We start from the raw sequence: 16,442 nt of genomic DNA, 5'->3' as shown, positions 1-16,442 counted from the left end.
CAGCTTCCGTCATCTTGCTTTCCTTCGGCTAAACCCAAGCATCGTCCACGGAACGAGGATGATCAAAACGGTAGTCAGCATGACTGTGGAAGCGGCAAGTCCCTGCCCCAGATTGGCCCAGCCGAACATGAAGTCGTAGACATATTTTGCCGGTACTTCCGATGCGATGCCGGGACCGCCATTGGTCATGGCGACAACCAGGTCATAGAGTTTGACGATGCCTGTCGCGATCAGCACCACGGTCGTCACAAGAACGGGACGCATCATCGGCAGGATGATGAACAGATAGGTTTTCCATTTCGGGATGCCGTCTACCCGCGCGGCCTTCCAGATTTCCTCATCGACACTACGCAGTCCCGCCAACATCAGAACCATAACGAGCCCTGTCATCTGCCAAAGCCCGGCAATGACAATCGCATAAATGACGGAGGTGCGGCTCGACAGGATCGCCATATGGAAATTTTCGAATCCGATATCGCGAATTACTTGCTCCAGCCCGAGTTGCGGATTGAATATCCACTGCCAGACAAGACCCGTCACGATAAACGAAAGGGCATAAGGATATAGAAAGATCGTGCTAAACGTGTTTTCGAAGCGGATTTTCTGGTCCATCAATGCCGCGAGAACAAACCCGGTCATGAGCGCAAAGCTCATGCATAAGACACCATAAATCGCAAGGTTACTGATGGATACATGCCAGCGGGTTGCAGAAAACAGCCGTATGTACTGGTCAAAGCCCACAAAGTTCCATGTCGGCAGCGACTTTGAAGATGTGAACGAATAAAGGACTGTCCAGAGCGTACAGCCGATAAAGACCACGAGAACCACCGCGATCATCGGAAGTGCCGCAAGCTTCGCGTTCAGATTTCGGAATATGCCGGGGGGCCTTCGACGTTTGCCCTCTTCCATGACTGCCATTGCTATCCTTCCAATCCCAATTTTCGGGAAGTCCCGCGCGCAGTTCTCATCGACCGCTCGGAACTTGAGTGTCACTACTGTGCCTGCTCAATGATCTCCGCAAAGCGTTCCTGAATTTCGTCCACTGTCATGTCGGGATTGGAGAAAAACTCGACTGCCAGACTTTCGATCTGTCCCTGAGTATCCGGTGCGCGCAACTGCTCACCGGACGGAACGATATTGTCCGGGTTCTTCAAGATCTCGATGCCTGCACGCATGCAAGGCGAGGCTGCCTTCAGATCGACATCGCCACGGATCGGCAGAGAACCTTTGGCAAGATTGAAGGCAACCTGCGTGTCCTTGGAGACAAGCATGCTGGCCAGCTTCATCTGCGCTTTCGTAACTTCCGGGTCCTTGTTCTTCGGAAAATAGATTGCATCGCCGCCAGTACTCAAATTCGTCCGGAGACCAAGACCAGGCAGACAGTTATAATCCTTGCCAGCAACCTTACCGGCCATGCCGAACTCGCTCTGCGCCCAATCACCCATGATCTGAGCACCAGCGCGTCCAGTCAGCACCATATTGGTTGCCTCATTCCATGAACGACCGACATAGCCAGGGTCGGCCAGCGAGCGCGCCTTGGCGAAAGCTTCGAAGACCTTTCTCATTTCCGGACCGCGCGCTGCTTCGGCGTCCTTGTCCCTATTGACCTTCAAATGGAGATCTTTACCCCCAACCGCGATTGTCAGAATGGTCAATAAGCCGTTCACCTGCCAGCCATCCCCGGTTGCCAGCGGCACGATGTTCTTTTCCCTCAACTTTGGAGCTGCATTAATGAGCTCATTCCAGTTTTTCGGGGGCTCAATTCCGGCATCGCGGAACACTTTCGGATTGACCCACAACCATTCGGTGGAATGAATGTTCACCGGCACACAATAGAGGCGTCCTTCAAAAGTACAGGATTCAAGAAGACTTTTCGGACGAATAAAGTCAGCCCACCCCTCCTTCTCTGCAAGATCGGTCAGGTCCGTCATCAAGCCGCCCCGGATCAACTCCTCGGCTTGCCGTCCGTGATTGAGTTGGGTCGCCCCCATGGGATTACCGCCGAGAATACGGCTGATGATAATGGGGCGCGCGGTGGCGCCGCTACCGGCAATGGCGCCATCAACCCATTTGTCACCGCCAAGCGCATCGAACTTTTCAGCCAAAATCTTGACAGCTGCAGCTTCCCCGCCAGACGTCCACCAATGCGTAACTTCCAGATTGGCCGCTGAGGCTGGACCCGCCGCCGTTAACGTCGTCATAGCCAGGCAAGTAGATGCAATGAGAACCTTGGATATTCCATTCCGCATTCCATATCCTCCCAAATCTGAAACGTTACAGGTAATGGTATTCTAAACATCCTTACTTGCAAGCCCCTATTTCGTTCTCCCCGGTTTCTATCTGGCCCCATATTTAATATGTTGAATATACGTAGCTTTTTTAGCCAGTACTTTCTTTATGGAGAAAAGAATTCTCTGCCTAAATTTCTGACGAAATTTACCAAGTCGTATATGAGAGGATAAACTGAAACGTTACAGATTCCAAGCCAATAGAAAGGGCGTCTGTTGAGACACCCTTTCATATATTTCGGTACGGACTTGAATCAGGCAGCCTTGCTCACAAGCCCGTGCGGATCGAGAACGAATTTCTTCGCTGCGCCATGATCAAAACTCTCATAGCCCTTTGGTGCATCCTCAAGCGAGATGACCTGCGCGTTGACGATTTCCGCAATATTCAGACGTCCATGGAGGATAGCCTGCATCAATTGGCGATTATATTTCAGGACCGGCGTCTGGCCGGTATGGAACGATTGCGCTTTCGCCCAGCCCAGCCCGAAGCGAAGTGACAGGCTTCCATGTTTGGCCGCTTTATCAACCGCGCCCGGATCTTCCGTGACGTATAGGCCGGGAATACCGATCGCCCCGGCAGGGCGCGTTATCTCCATCATCTGGTTCAATACGATTGCCGGTTGCTCGCCGCCGCTGTGACCGCGCGCCTCAAATCCGACCGCATCGATGGCGCTGTCGACTTCGTTGCTGCCTGTGACCTCTGCAATCATGTCGCCGAGCCGATCACTGGCCGAAAGATCAATGGGTTCAAAGCCTACCTTGCGCGCATGATCGAGGCGCTCCTTATTGAAATCACCGATCATGACAACTGCCGCACCGAGGATGCGCGCAGATGCGGCAGCGGCCAGCCCCACCGGCCCTGCTCCCGCGACATACACAACCGAGCCAACACCGACGCCAGCCTTGACCGCACCGTGAAAGCCGGTCGGCAAAATGTCGGAAAGCATGGTCAGGTCGCGGATTTTCTCCATTGCCTGTTCGCGATCAGGAAATTTCAGCAAATTGAAATCCGCATAGGGAACCATGACATAGCGGGCCTGCCCGCCGATCCAGCCACCCATATCGACATATCCATATGCACCGCCTGCGCGCGACGGATTGACCGTCAGGCAAACGCCTGTGTCCTGTGACTTGCAGCAGCGGCAACGTCCGCAAGCGACGTTGAACGGCACCGAAACGATGTCGCCGACGTCGAGCATTTCGACATCGCTGCCCTTTTCGATGATTTCACCGGTAATTTCATGGCCGAGTACGAGACCCGGCATGGCAGTGGTGCGCCCGCGAACCATATGCTGATCGGAACCACAAATATTGGTGGAAATTACCTTCAGTATGACGGCGTGTTCCAGTTTTCGCCCGTCCGGTGCCGCCAATGCTGGATCTTCAATATCGCGAACTTCGACTGCGCCGGGTCGCAAATAAACGACGCCACGGTTCCTGCTCATGTCTACCTCCTCCAGGTCGAACAACACTGACAGATTTCAAACAATGCAATGATCGATAGTTTCCGGGCTTGGATTAAAAGATGCCCGCTTGGAGGAGGTTACAGACAGAAAACGCACCGCTCAGTCTCAATCGCGACACGTCTCATTCAAATTGACCTTCAGAAGATAGCCTGCTGGCGATCAGTACGTGGAAGCCTCCACATGACCCGCGTCTTCGTCGAACATGAAGGCCGGACCAACAATGCGCACATTACGGTCGCTTATGGGAGCAAACGACGTTGCGGACACATCGGGCTCGTCATTGCGCGCCGGGCGTTTGTCAGGCATGGGCACGACGACATTTTTGAAGGCGCGGCCAGCTGTGCTGCTTGCTCGCAGTTCACTGACCTTGTTGACATAACCAGCCCAGTCACACCTTTTGAATTCCAGATCGCCTTGATAATTGTAGGCCGTTGGCAGCTCAACGTAGGGCTTGCCGCTGGAAACGGAGATCATTTCCGAGGTTTCGCCGTTCGGATCGCTCAAAATATAGAGATCGACATTTTCGCCCTGGCAAATGAAACGGCATTGCGCCATTGTTTCTGCAATATTATCGGATTTCTGAAACTGCGAATGCGGAGCCGGAAACAGATAGCCGTCTGACAAGCGCACGCAGTACGTCAAGGCGCCCTTCACGCCACTCGGAACCCATGGCTTGCTGTTCGTGGCAGGCGATGAAGTTTTGGGTCGATCCAGTTTGACTTTCGTCGCCTGCCGTGCCGCCGGTTGTTCCGTACATGACTGAGAAGAAAGCGACCTTGATGGGAGCCGCCGCTGGATTTCAGCAATCTGTTGGGCAAGATCACGGCATGGGTTGAAGAACCCTCCGCGTTCATCGCCTCCCTTGCAGCCACGGCTGCGTTCCATCGCGCGCAGGGCAGAAAGCTGGCGTTGCGTCATCAAATCCGCGGCACCGGCTGCGCGCACGCAGGATGCGGCAGCCAGTTGCGGATAACAAAACAACCCAATAAAGAGCAGCATGGCGAAAGATTTTGTCACAACGACACCTGTAAAAACCTGTGACTTTTAACGATTATCTTGCCGACAGGAGGTGAAGCGGTCTTTCCGTTTCCGAACTGCCGCGTTTGGAGTTCAGCACTTCATCCGGATTCATTTCCGATACCAAAGCGGCTAGCGCCAGACGTAGATATAGAGGCGCGTCAGTCCGATCAATGGCCTTTAGGGCAACTCGCGAAATACCGAGAGAGTGAGCCAGCTCCTGCTCGGATGTGTTCAGGGATGCACAGATTCTCGCGAGCTTTTCGTATGCGCGTCTACCCATTAGTGTTGTTCCCTCCTCTAAAATCCGGCGATCAATTCCGGTCGCCATTGTTTTTACCATTTTATATTCAGTCCCAGATTGCCTTCCCATATCCGGTTGCGCTCGCCACCGAGATTGGTCGTATAATCCGCTGTCGCAAACAGGCTAGCCTTTTCGGTGATATCCAAGGTTATGCCGCCACCCAATTCCAACGAAGTGCCCTTGAGGTCTGTTACAATCGGATCGGTGGTAAAACGCACTGTCTGGTCCGACGAGAAATTTTGCCAAAGATTGGCTTTCAAATAGGGCCGCAGCTTTCCGATCGATGTTTCCTGTTTGCCTTGCAGCCTGAACCCGATCCGGCCCGTCCAAGCATCGTCAGTATCAAACGATATCGAAGAATAGCGATCAGCCTGATCGTCAAGCGAAAGGTGCTGCCAGATCAGTTGCGCCTGAGGCTCCAGTGTCCAGCTTTCGCTCAAGGCGATCGGATATCCTCCTTCAAGCGAAGCGGTAATGCCATGCCCGTCGAGATCGATGGTCTGCCCCTCATTTGAGCTCGCATCTCCGCCAAACCAGGTTCCCATCAGTATGGTGTCCAGATACCAGCCGCGAGGCCCTATATGAGTCCAGTACCCGCCAAAACTCGTACCCGTAACATTGAGATCGCCGACAGCGAGATCGTGCCAGCCGAGCGCTTGCCCGGTAATGTCACCGCTTGCACGTGCATAACCGAAAAACAGGCCGAAACGGTCAAAATGTCCGCCGCTCGTTTCCCGACCCAGAATATCTTGTCCGGCCTGAATAGCAAAGAGCTTTCCATCAAACCCAGGGGCCACCGTACCCCGCCATTTACTGTCGATATCCTGCCCGAAAATCCGGGCCCAACTCGCAGGCAAATATCCATCCGCCTCAAGCAGCTCCTGTTCGCCACGGCGCTCATGAAAGGTGCCCAAAGTTGAAAGCGCGAGATGATGCGCGACGGGTGGCAAAGCCGAATAAACGGGAACTTCCGTACGATAAAGCGGGACCACGTCGCCCTGAACCGGTGTCGCACCCGGCTGAGGTATTTCTGGTGCGCCGGGATTGTCACCCGGCACAGGAGGCGGGCCGCTCCCTGGTACCAAGGTGGACCGCAGATACCAGTTTTCGCTTGTGTTTGCCGTTACGCCGCCCTTGAAAAGGAAGTATTCGTAGGCACCGGCCGCGGCACGGCCATTCAGCGAGAATGCATTCTGGCTAGTGGAGGCGCCATTCAATGCTTGCACGACCATAATGCCGTCCGCATTCGTTGCAGCGCCTGCCCCGCCAACATTCGTGACTGAAACACTGGTGCTGCCTGACGCAGTGCCTGTATCGATCACGAGTTTATCTGACGGGGAATTATCGGACCCGAGAATGGTATCAATAGACAGAACACCGTTCTGCCCGACATAATTGCCCTTGATCGTAAATGTATCGACGGTACTCGGCGCACCGTTGGTCAGATCAATTCGTCCGGCATTGAAAACGCTTACCAGCTGATCTGAAGCAAATGGGTTCACGCCGCTGTTGGCAGCGCCTCCGTACACTGTGCTTGAAGCGTCGATGTTGAGCGCGCCCGTTCCTGTTCCGGCGTCTCCGAGTGTGAACGCATCGTCGAAAACAAGAGCCGTGTCATTGGTAAGGTTAATCGTCTCCCAGCTATCGAAACGCGCAACTTTCCCGGTTTTTACGTTATTGAATGTAAGGACATCGCTTCCCTCACCTCCGGTAAGCTGCTTGGTCACACCTATATTGGCATCCGTCAGATTGGCGAGGACAGCAGTATCATTATCGGGGCCGAGGTCGATCTTTCCATGGATTATGCCACCGCCGTCCCAAGAAAGTTGGTCATCACCAAAGCCGAGCAAAACGTCGCCTGCGACCGTACCGCCCGTCATGGTTACGCTGTCGGTTCCGCTGCTAATGCTTATATTGCCGCCAATCATGCCGCCTGAAACAATAATCGTATCGTTTCCAAGCCCGGCGACCAGGTTATGGTCAATTGTTCCGCCCGACATATTGAAATAGTTGTTGTCGAGCTTGAGGTTGACCCGCCCGATCCGGCCATCAGTCATGACAGCATAGTCACCGTCTTCGAAAGCATCGATGATATGGCCGCCTGTCATGTAGAAACGGTCATAGCCGTCGCCCTGATAAAGCGAGCGAATCTCGCCACCCGTCATCCGGAATTCGTCAATATTGCTTCCCTGATGAACGTCGCCCGTAACATTTCCGCCCGTAATAAGAAAACTGTTGGGCCCGTCGCCCTGAATGACATCCCCAACGATCGAGCCGGAATGGATTTCCACGTGATCCGCGCCGGAGCCAAACAAAACACTCCCGTTTATGATGCCCGTTCCACCCGAAGGCAGAAGCAACGTGTTGTTGCCGTTAAGATCGGTAAGGCCGCCGGACGACGCACCGCTGTCACAGATGAATGTGTCGTCGCCAAGCGTTGGCGATAACGAGCATGCTGCGGAAGGAGTACCGGACAACAAGGCCGCGCCTAGAGAAATCAGCGCCGTACTGGACAGGCAATGAAGTGCGCATAAGCCGACGTTGCGATGACGCATCGAAAACCCCTCAATTACCGGCAATGCATTGATCGCAACAATAGAAGGGTATTTTCCTTCATTAGGCAATGCAAAATATCAGATGGAAAATGAAACTACTTTTAAAAAATAAGGATAATCAAGAAATTGCATCGATTGCCCTGTCACCGGAGCCATTCTTTCCGAGTAAAGCATATTCTTGTATACTTTGGATCATAACTATCTGATTTTATTATACTATTTACAATAATCCCCTAGAACAAGGGGGGTGTATACGTGAGAATCCAACACCTTTTGATTGATTGCGCCAAGTGGATGCAAATAATGGTTGCTGGCAGCCGAGGATTTTAAACTGGTACAGACGTTAACCTTATCTCAGAAAAGCGCAATCAAGCCGGACCTTCCGCGCGGTACTGAGCCGCCCGGAGAAGCAATTTGATCGAATCGAAAAACAGCGAACCACCGCTCTCGGATCAACACAACATTGTAGCAAGCCTGAATATCCGACTTGGCTTCAACCAAACCAGACGAGTGATTCAAAAGAATTTTCAGCCCCTAGGCTGTAGTGACGAACTAACTTGTGGTTTGGTATGAGCAAAAAATCTTCAGCTTTAGGAGCGAAACCGAAGGTGGAGTGTATCTCCATCGAGGTTTTGCGACGCCAAGATGAAGGTTTTTTTGCCATATCCCGAAGGGACGCGGTGTATTTTGCTTCTGAATGTGTCGAAACTCCCTTGTGGAGATTAACTCCACGGCGGTCGTTTCTCCTGTTCAGCAACAAAATACCCTCGCGCCAAACCGTAAGTTAATTCGTCACTACAGCCTAAAAATCGTCCCTGTGGCGGATCGATTGCAGATAGGCATAGGCTGTCCCAAGAAACACGGGCACAATTACCAAAGCTGCCCAGAATAGAATGTTGCTCATCTCTGCCTCTCCCATGGTATGAAGCGATGTGCATTCCGCATCTATGCAGACACCATTCTAACACGCAAAAGGCCGCTTTGCTCCCATTTATTAATGAAAGGTTAATGGCGCTTCTTACTCTAACGGGCGCTGAAACTATCCTATTAGTTGTAGATAATTCCTATTCGCCTTGACAGTTTGTCGCGGTGAGGCTTCACATGAGCCGGATTCTTTTCGCCTTTTCTAATACATTAGAAGTGGCAGCGTTCGTTGTGAGGGGATGCAAATGCGTATTGGTTTCAACCGGCTTTTATTGGCCTTTGCAGTCGCAGCCTCCGTTTTGGCTGTTCCACACAACACACAAGCTGCCGAAACCCGGCGCATAGAGATTACCAAAGATAGCGATTATTTCGGCTTCGACCTGCGCACGGAGAAAAATGTCTCCCTGGACCAGTGCAAAAGCATTTGTCTGGGCGACAATGCCTGCCTTGCCTTCACTTATAATCCGAAGGTCAAGTGGTGCTTTTTAAAATCCGATTTCAACAAGCTCAATCAGTCCGTAGGCTCCATTGCAGGCAAGGTTGTAACGCAGTCGACAGCTGCCCGCGAAGTCGAGGATATCGGCGCCCCGCCAGCCATTTCCTTCTTCGCCGCCAATCTGGTTGATGAAGCTCGGCGCCTGAAAAATGAGCTGACTTCGAATGATAGCGCCGAGGGGCTAAGCACCTTGAAGAGCGAAGCGGCCTCGGCAGCGCTCAATGGCGATCCGCGCACTGCCATGGAAAAATTTCGACTGGCTGCCGGCATGTCGCCGGATGAAAGCGAAATCTGGGCCGGATATGCGCTTTGGGCGCTGGCGACCGAGCCGTCCAATGGTCAGGAACGTTCCAAGTTCCAGCGCGATGCGACCTCGGCCTCGTGGTTTGCGTATCAGACTTCACGCACCAAGGATGAGCGCGCGCAAGCGCTTGCCGTCATGGCGCAGGCGCTCGAAAAGCGCGATGCATCGCGTCCGGCTTTGCAGGCCTATGAAGCGAGCCTTGACCTCGTCAATTCCGCATCCGTTCGTGACGCCTATGAAGACCTGAAGGCCCGCAAAGGCTTCCGCATCGTCAATAATACGGTCGATAATGATAATGCCGCGCCGCGCATCTGCGCGCAGTTCTCGGAAGAACTGGTGAAAAGCGGTGTCGATTATTCGAGTTTCGTTACACTCGACAGTGGCGCGCCAAAAGCTGTTGACGCCAAGGACCGCCAGATTTGCGTCGAGGGTCTGGAACATGGCCGCAATTATACGGTGACGTTCCGTCAGGGCCTGCCATCGGCTGTTGGCGAAGTGCTGTCCGCTCCGGTCAATCTTTCGATCTATGTGCAGGACCGCGCGCCATCGGTGCGCTTTACCGGCGACAGCTTCGTGCTGCCTGCGAAAGCCCGTCGCGGCATTCCGCTGGTCAGCGTCAATCTGAGTACCGCCAAGGTCAAGCTCTACCGCGTCGGCGACCGTTCGCTGGCACAGCTTCTCTCCGGCTATCAGTTCCTGCGCCAGTTGGACAGCTACGACATCAGCACGGTTTCCGATCAGATGGGTGCGCCTGTCTGGGAAGGCGAGATTGAGGTTGCAGGCAATGAGCTGAACAAGGAAGCAACCACCAGTTTCCCGGTAGATGAAGCACTGCCGGAACGCAAGCCCGGCGTCTACGTGCTGACCGCTGAACCGCTGGTCCAGAAGTCCGATGATGAATATGGCACCAAGGCAACGCAGTGGTTTGTCGTCTCCGACATCGGCCTGTCGACCTATACCGGACAGGACGGCATCAATGTGTTTGCCCGGTCGCTGGAAAGCGCAGAGCCGCTTGAAGGCGTGAAGCTGACGCTGCTTGCACGCAACAATGAAGTGCTGGGCGAAGCGACCACCGACAGCGATGGCCGGGCGACGTTCACGCCGGGACTGACACGCGGCAAGGACGGCATGGTGCCAGCGGTGCTGATGGCGAGTGGGGATGATGATGATTTCACATTCCTCGATATGGCACGCGCTGGTTTCGATCTTTCCGATCGTGGTGTGACGGGCCGTGCCGTACCGAAAGCGCTCGATCTTTATGCATGGACAGAGCGCGGTATCTATCGCGCTGGCGAAGTCGTCCATGTGGGCGCGCTTGCGCGTGACGACACCGCAACCGCAATCGAGGATCTGCCGCTCACCTTCATCTTCACGCGTCCCGATGGCGTGGAAGATCGCCGTCTTGTTTCCGACAGCAAACTGGCCGGTGGTCATGCCATCGACCTGACCTTGCCGTCGAACGCTATGCGCGGCACCTGGAATGTTTCGGTCTATACCGATCCCAAGCAGCCGGCGATTGCCACGCAGATGTTCCTGGTTGAAGATTTCGTGCCGGACCGGATCGAGTTCGATCTGACATCCGACAAGCCGGAAATCGCCGTGGGCGAAACCGCCAATATCACCGTGGACGGTCGTTTCCTCTATGGTGCGCCTGCCGCCGGTCTTGCGCTTGAAGGCGAAGTCACGCTTTCCACCAAGCGTCAGTGGGACCGTTTCAAGGGCTATTATTTCGGCCTCGCGGATGAAGAACAGGGCGAAGCTACGCGCCTGCCGCTCGATGGCCTGTCAAAAGTAGATGACAATGGCAAGGCGACTTTCCCGGTTACAGTCGATGAAATGCCGTCAACGACGCGTCTCGTAAATGCAGCCGTGACCGTTCGTATGCGCGAAACCGGCGGTCGTGCGGTTGAGCGTAAGATCGATGTTGCCATTCAGCCGGAAACCGATCTCATCGGCATTCGCCCGGATTTCGCTGGCGATGAAGTTCCGCAGGGGGGAACCGCAAAGTTCAGCCTGATCGCCTCTGACAGCAAGGGCGACCGCAAGGCGCTTGATGGCGCACAATGGTCGCTGGTCAAGATCGAGCGCAATTATCAGTGGTATCGCAGTGGCAATAGCTGGAACTACGAACCGGTGACCTTCACCAAGGCGATTGCCAACGGCAAGGTCGATCTGAAAACCGATAGCGAGGCTGAAATCAGCCTGCCGGTCGATTGGGGTCGTTATCGTCTGGAAATCGAAACAGCCGATGCTTCGGGTCCGGCCACAAGCTATGAATTCGATGCGGGCTGGTATGTAAGCTCAACCTCGACCGAAACACCGGACGGGCTCGAAATCGCGCTCGACAAGGAACATTATGCGGCAGGTGACACGGCAGAACTGAAAATCTCCCCGCGCTTTGCAGGTGAGCTGCTCATCACCATTGGTGCGGAAAAGCTGCTCAAGACAATCACCGCAAGCGTGCCGGAAGGTGGCGCGACCATCGATATTCCGGTGGGTGAGGATTGGGGCGCGGGTGCCTATGTTACGGCAACGCTGTTCCGTCCGGGCGAGGCTATTGAAAGCCGTATGCCTGCGCGTGCGATTGGTCTTAAATGGCTGAAGGTCGATCCTGCCGACAAGCAGCTTGCAGTCAAGCTGACCCCGCCTGAGAAGATTGGGCCACGTTCCACGCTTTCCATCCCGGTTTCGGTTGAAAATGCAGGTGGCGAGCAGGCCTATGTCATGGTTGCGGCTGTCGATGTCGGCATTCTCAATCTGACGCGCTATCAGCCGCCGAACCCGGAAAACTGGTTCTTCGGCCAGCGTCAGCTGGGCCTTGAAATGCGCGATATGTACGGTCGCCTGATTGACGGTTCGCTCGGCGTCACCGGCAAGCTGCGCACAGGTGGCGACGGTGGCAATATGGCAGCCGAAGGCAGCCCGCCCACTGAAAAGCTTCTTGCGCTGTTCTCCGGTCCGGTTGAACTCGACAGCGACGGCAAGGCGACAATTGATTTCGACATACCGCAGTTCAACGGAACCGCGCGTGTCATGGCCGTTGCATGGACCAAGAAGGCCGTCGGTCACGCGGTTACGGATGTCATCATCCGCGATCCTGTGGTCATCACCGCTGGTCTGCCACGCTTCATGGCCCCCGGCGATCAGGCCAATATCCGCTTCGATATTGCCAATACGGACGCACCGGACGGCAATTATCGTGTGAGCCTTGAGACCACCGATAATCTCGGCGTCGAAGTTGGCTCCTATCCTGAAAGCATTGCGCTTGCCGGTGGCAAACGGCAGTCGATCACCGTTCCGCTCAATGCTGTGGCCACGGGTGCCGGTGGTGTGACAATCCGGCTTTCCAACGATGCAGGCCTCAATGTTGAACAGGCTTTGGCACTGCCGGTACGCCCGGTCGATCTGCCGGTCACGAGCCGCCATATCGTCAATCTCTCGGCCAATGGCGGAAGCCTGAAAGTCGATGGCGGCCTTCTGTCGGAAAGCCTGCTTGATGGTGCTTTTGTCAGCGTTGGTGTGACGCGAAGTGCGGCATTTGATGTGCCAGCCTTGTTGATGGCGCTCGACCGCTATCCTTATGGCTGCACAGAGCAGACCACCAGCCGCGCATTGCCGCTGCTTTATTTGAGCGAAATGGCTGCAGGTACGGAAGCGGCAGCGGGTCTGGAAAGTCAGGACGAGCTTAAGAAGCGTGTGCAGGACGCAATCTTCCGCGTGCTGAACAACCAGTCTTCGAGTGGTTCGTTTGGCCTCTGGTCGCCCGGGTCGGGTGATCTCTGGATGGACGCCTATGTGACCGACTTCCTGACGCGTGCTCGCGAAAAGGGCTATGACGTGCCACAGCAGGCGATGCTCTCCGCTCTTGGCAATCTGCAAAATGCGCTCGGCTACACCACTGACGTCAAGGAACGCGGCAACGACATTGCCTATGCGCTCTATGTTCTGGCACGCAACAAGAAAGCTTCGGTTGGTGATCTGCGTTACTTTGCCGATACCAAGCTCGGAAACTTCGCAAGCCCGATGGCGGTTGCCCAGCTTGGTGCAGCACTGGCCCTTTATGGTGATCAGCCGCGCTCGGAACGAGTGTTCGATGCGTCGCTCCAGCTTGCAACCAGCCAGTCCAGCTACGACTATAATCGCTCCGATTATGGTTCGCCCTTGCGAGATGGTGCGGCGATGCTGGCTCTTGCCTCCGAAACCAAGCCTGCGCCGAAAGTACTGCCGTCGCTGATTACACTGGTCGAGTTCCAGCGCGAAAAGGCGCGTTATCTCAGCACGCAGGATCAGGCGTGGATGCTGCTTGCAGCACGCGGACTTCAGGATGACAATGGTGCCATCAGCCTCGACATCAATGGCACTGCGCATCAAGGCGCGTTCTCCGAGCGTCTCAATGGTGCAGCCCTTGAAGCACAGCCGCTGGTCGTCACCAATAAGGGTCAGGGTTCGGTTGATGCGGTCGTATCCGCAGTCGCGCCGCCCGCTCAATCGCTGCCTGCGGGTGGTGAAGGTTTCACCATCGAGCGCACCTATTATACGCTCGATGGCGAACCGGCCAATGTGACCGGCGTCAATCAGAATGAGCGCTACGTGGTTGTCCTGAAAATCGACGACCTGCAGGAATGGCAGTCGCGTCTGCTTGTGACCGATCTGCTGCCGGCGGGCTTCGAAATCGATAATCCGGGCCTTGTTTCCAGTGCCGATCTTGGCAACTTCTCATGGCTGGAAAGCACACAGGCAGCGCATCTCGAATTCCGCAATGATCGTTTCGTGGCCGCCTTCGACCGCTCGGCGGGCGAGAAGAAGTCGATCACGCTGGCTTATGTGGTGCGTGCGGTGACGCCTGGTCTTTACACCCATCCGGCAGCAACGGTTGAGGACATGTATCGTCCGCAATTTGCAGCGCGCACGGCAACGGGCATGATGGAGGTAGCTGCACCGTAAGCCATGATCCCGAAAAGTGGGAACCGGTTTTCGGACAAGATCATGGCCAAACAAATGAAAAGGCGTTGGAAAATAGCGATTGGCGGTGCCGCGTTTCTCGGCATCGCCGCTATTGGAACCGTGGTCGGGCTTGACTGGCTCGACCGCGCCTATCCTCCGCCTTTGCCGGAACGGCTGACCATTTCTACTGAAGTCATGGATCGCGATGGCGCCCTGCTCCGCGCCTATGCAACGCCGGACGGCTATTGGCGCTTGAATACGCGGATCGAGGATGTAGATCCAAAATTCGTGAAAATGCTGATCGCCTATGAGGACAAGCGTTTTTACGATCATGGCGGCATTGATTTCCGGGCGCTTGCACGTGCTGCGATGCAGCTTGCAGGGAGCGGCCGTATTGTGTCCGGCGGCTCCACACTTTCCATGCAGCTTGCCCGGCTGATTGAGCCGCGCGAAAGCCGCAGCTTCGGCTCCAAATTCCGGCAGCTTGCGCGTGCGGTCCAGATTGAGCGGCGGCTGAGCAAGTCCGAAATTCTTGAGCGCTATCTGACGCTCGCGCCCTATGGCGGCAATCTGGAAGGCGTGCGGTCAGCTTCGCTCGCCTATTTTGGCAAGGAGCCGCTGCGCCTCACAACATCGGAAGCCGCATTGCTTGTGGCTCTGCCGCAATTGCCGGAGCGCCGCCGTCCAGACCGCGAGATGAAAAATGCAGTTGCAGCACGGGATCGTGTGTTGAAACGCATGGTTTCGTCTGAGGTGTTCACGAACGAGGAAGCCGAGCGTGCATCGCGTGAGCGCATATCCGCTACGCGTCATCCCTTGCCATCGTTGGCCGCCCACTTTGCCGATCTCGCATTGAAGCAGGCACCGACCGAGGCGCGGCATCACCTGACACTTAAAAAGTCGGTGCAGGCGGGACTGGAAGCTGTGGCACGGGAAGCCGCTGCGAAACTCGGTCCGAAAGTTTCAGTAGCCATGGTGCTGGCCGACAGCCGTAACGGCAATATTCTGGGTGAGGTTGGCTCCGCTGACTATTTCGATGGCAAGAGGCAGGGCTGGATCGATATGACCCGCGCCGTGCGCTCGCCCGGTTCTACGCTCAAGCCCTTCATTTATGGGCTGGCCTTCGAGCAGGGTCTGATCGCACAGGAAACCATCATCGAGGACCGCCCGCAGGATTTCGCAGGCTATCGCCCACGCAATTTCGATATGAACTATCAGGGTGATGTCAGCATCCGTCAGGCGCTGCAAATGTCGCTCAATGTGCCGACCATTAGTCTTCTTGATGCGGTCGGCCCTGCGCGGTTGACGACACGCATTCGTCAGGCGGCGGTTAATCTGCAACTGCCAAAAGGCGAAGCACCGGGGCTGGCTATCGGCCTTGGCGGCGCGGGCATCAGCCTGCGGGATCTGGTGCAGCTTTATACCGGGCTTGCCAATGGCGGGCGAGGCGCTGCCCTTCGTGATGGCACGGAAAGTTCGGAACCGATGCAGCCATCCGCCCCTATTCTCACCGAGCAGGCATCCTGGCAGATCGGCGATATTCTGGCCGGTGTCGTGCCGCCACAAGGGGCGAAACGCCTCGGCCTCGCTTACAAGACCGGCACGTCCTATGGCTATCGCGATGCGTGGTCGGTTGGTTATGACGGCCGTTATGTGCTGGGTGTCTGGGTTGGACGTGCCGATGGCGGCTCAGTGCCGGGCCTTGCCGGTTATGTTTCGGCGGCACCTATCCTGTTTGAAGCCTTTGTGCGTTCCGGTATTGCATCCGTGCCGCTGCCGCGTGCGCCCGCAGGCGCGTTTCGCACAGCGCGCGCCGATCTTCCAGTGACGCAGATACGTTTTTCGTCTGCGAGCGATCCTCTGCCGGTTCTCAAGGCCTCAATTGAGCCTGCACCGCGCATCGTGTTTCCACCCGATGGCGCGCATGTTGAATTGAAAGCCCTGACCGATAATGCATCGCCCCTGGTGCTGAAATTACAAGGCGGGCGCGCACCGTTTCGCTGGCTTGCCAATGGCAAGCCCATCGCCGAGATCGAACGGAGAAGGACGACAAATTGGCAACCGGACGGAACCGGATATTCGACACTGACTGTAGTCGATGCAGCCGGACGGGCCGCAAGCGTCAACATTTTTGTTGAATAGCG

Annotated in this window: 8 protein-coding genes; 3 read left to right on the top strand and 5 right to left on the bottom strand. The window is 55.5% G+C overall.

What is annotated here, in order from left to right:
* Nucleotides 1-9: 9 nt before the first annotated feature.
* The 4 genes from AC0TOF_RS18450 to AC0TOF_RS18435 form a co-directional block, all read right to left on the bottom strand.
* Nucleotides 10-918, bottom strand: coding sequence for a carbohydrate ABC transporter permease (locus tag AC0TOF_RS18450; protein WP_473769318.1), 909 nt, complete (start codon nucleotides 916-918; stop codon nucleotides 10-12).
* Between the two features lie 74 nt (nucleotides 919-992).
* On the bottom strand, nucleotides 993-2,249 hold the full coding sequence (locus AC0TOF_RS18445) for an ABC transporter substrate-binding protein (RefSeq protein WP_473769317.1): 1,257 nt from the start codon (nucleotides 2,247-2,249) through the stop codon (nucleotides 993-995).
* A gap of 293 nt (nucleotides 2,250-2,542) precedes the next feature.
* Nucleotides 2,543-3,733 (bottom strand): formaldehyde dehydrogenase, glutathione-independent, encoded by a 1,191-nt coding sequence (fdhA, locus tag AC0TOF_RS18440; RefSeq protein ID WP_122002460.1) that lies wholly within the window; start codon nucleotides 3,731-3,733, stop codon nucleotides 2,543-2,545.
* Nucleotides 3,734-3,913: 180 nt separating this feature from the next.
* Entirely contained in the window at nucleotides 3,914-4,639 is a 726-nt protein-coding gene (locus tag AC0TOF_RS18435) for a DUF2865 domain-containing protein (RefSeq protein WP_473769482.1), read from the bottom strand.
* On the opposite strand from AC0TOF_RS18435, the gene AC0TOF_RS18430 reads away from it, so the two are divergent.
* Nucleotides 4,565-4,795, top strand: coding sequence for a hypothetical protein (locus AC0TOF_RS18430; protein WP_473769488.1), 231 nt, complete (start codon nucleotides 4,565-4,567; stop codon nucleotides 4,793-4,795). The genes AC0TOF_RS18435 and AC0TOF_RS18430 overlap by 75 nt on opposite strands.
* A gap of 312 nt (nucleotides 4,796-5,107) precedes the next feature.
* On the opposite strand, the gene AC0TOF_RS18425 is transcribed toward AC0TOF_RS18430, so the two are convergent.
* Nucleotides 5,108-7,630: an autotransporter family protein gene (locus tag AC0TOF_RS18425; RefSeq protein WP_473769316.1), complete on the bottom strand. Its 2,523-nt coding sequence runs from the start codon at nucleotides 7,628-7,630 to the stop codon at nucleotides 5,108-5,110.
* Between the two features lie 1,163 nt (nucleotides 7,631-8,793).
* Here AC0TOF_RS18425 and AC0TOF_RS18420 point away from each other — a divergent pair.
* Nucleotides 8,794-14,298: an alpha-2-macroglobulin family protein gene (locus AC0TOF_RS18420; RefSeq protein ID WP_473769315.1), complete on the top strand. Its 5,505-nt coding sequence runs from the start codon at nucleotides 8,794-8,796 to the stop codon at nucleotides 14,296-14,298.
* Nucleotides 14,299-14,340: 42 nt separating this feature from the next.
* On the top strand, nucleotides 14,341-16,440 hold the full coding sequence (gene pbpC / locus AC0TOF_RS18415) for a penicillin-binding protein 1C (RefSeq protein WP_473769314.1): 2,100 nt from the start codon (nucleotides 14,341-14,343) through the stop codon (nucleotides 16,438-16,440).
* Nucleotides 16,441-16,442 lie beyond the last annotated feature (2 nt).

The organism is Ochrobactrum sp. PL_is501 (assembly GCF_055816895.1).
The sequence above is the reverse complement of the archived record's forward strand: the minus strand, read 5'-3'. Positions and strand labels throughout refer to the sequence as shown.

Coding starts and splice junctions, on each gene's coding strand:
- AC0TOF_RS18450 (WP_473769318.1), bottom strand. CDS start 918: ATGGCAGTCATGGAAGAGGGCAAACGTCGAAGGCCCCCCGGCATATTC.
- AC0TOF_RS18445 (WP_473769317.1), bottom strand. CDS start 2,249: ATGCGGAATGGAATATCCAAGGTTCTCATTGCATCTACTTGCCTGGCT.
- fdhA (WP_122002460.1), bottom strand. CDS start 3,733: ATGAGCAGGAACCGTGGCGTCGTTTATTTGCGACCCGGCGCAGTCGAA.
- AC0TOF_RS18435 (WP_473769482.1), bottom strand. CDS start 4,639: ATGGAACGCAGCCGTGGCTGCAAGGGAGGCGATGAACGCGGAGGGTTC.
- AC0TOF_RS18425 (WP_473769316.1), bottom strand. CDS start 7,630: ATGCGTCATCGCAACGTCGGCTTATGCGCACTTCATTGCCTGTCCAGT.
- AC0TOF_RS18420 (WP_473769315.1), top strand. CDS start 8,794: ATGCAAATGCGTATTGGTTTCAACCGGCTTTTATTGGCCTTTGCAGTC.
- pbpC (WP_473769314.1), top strand. CDS start 14,341: ATGGCCAAACAAATGAAAAGGCGTTGGAAAATAGCGATTGGCGGTGCC.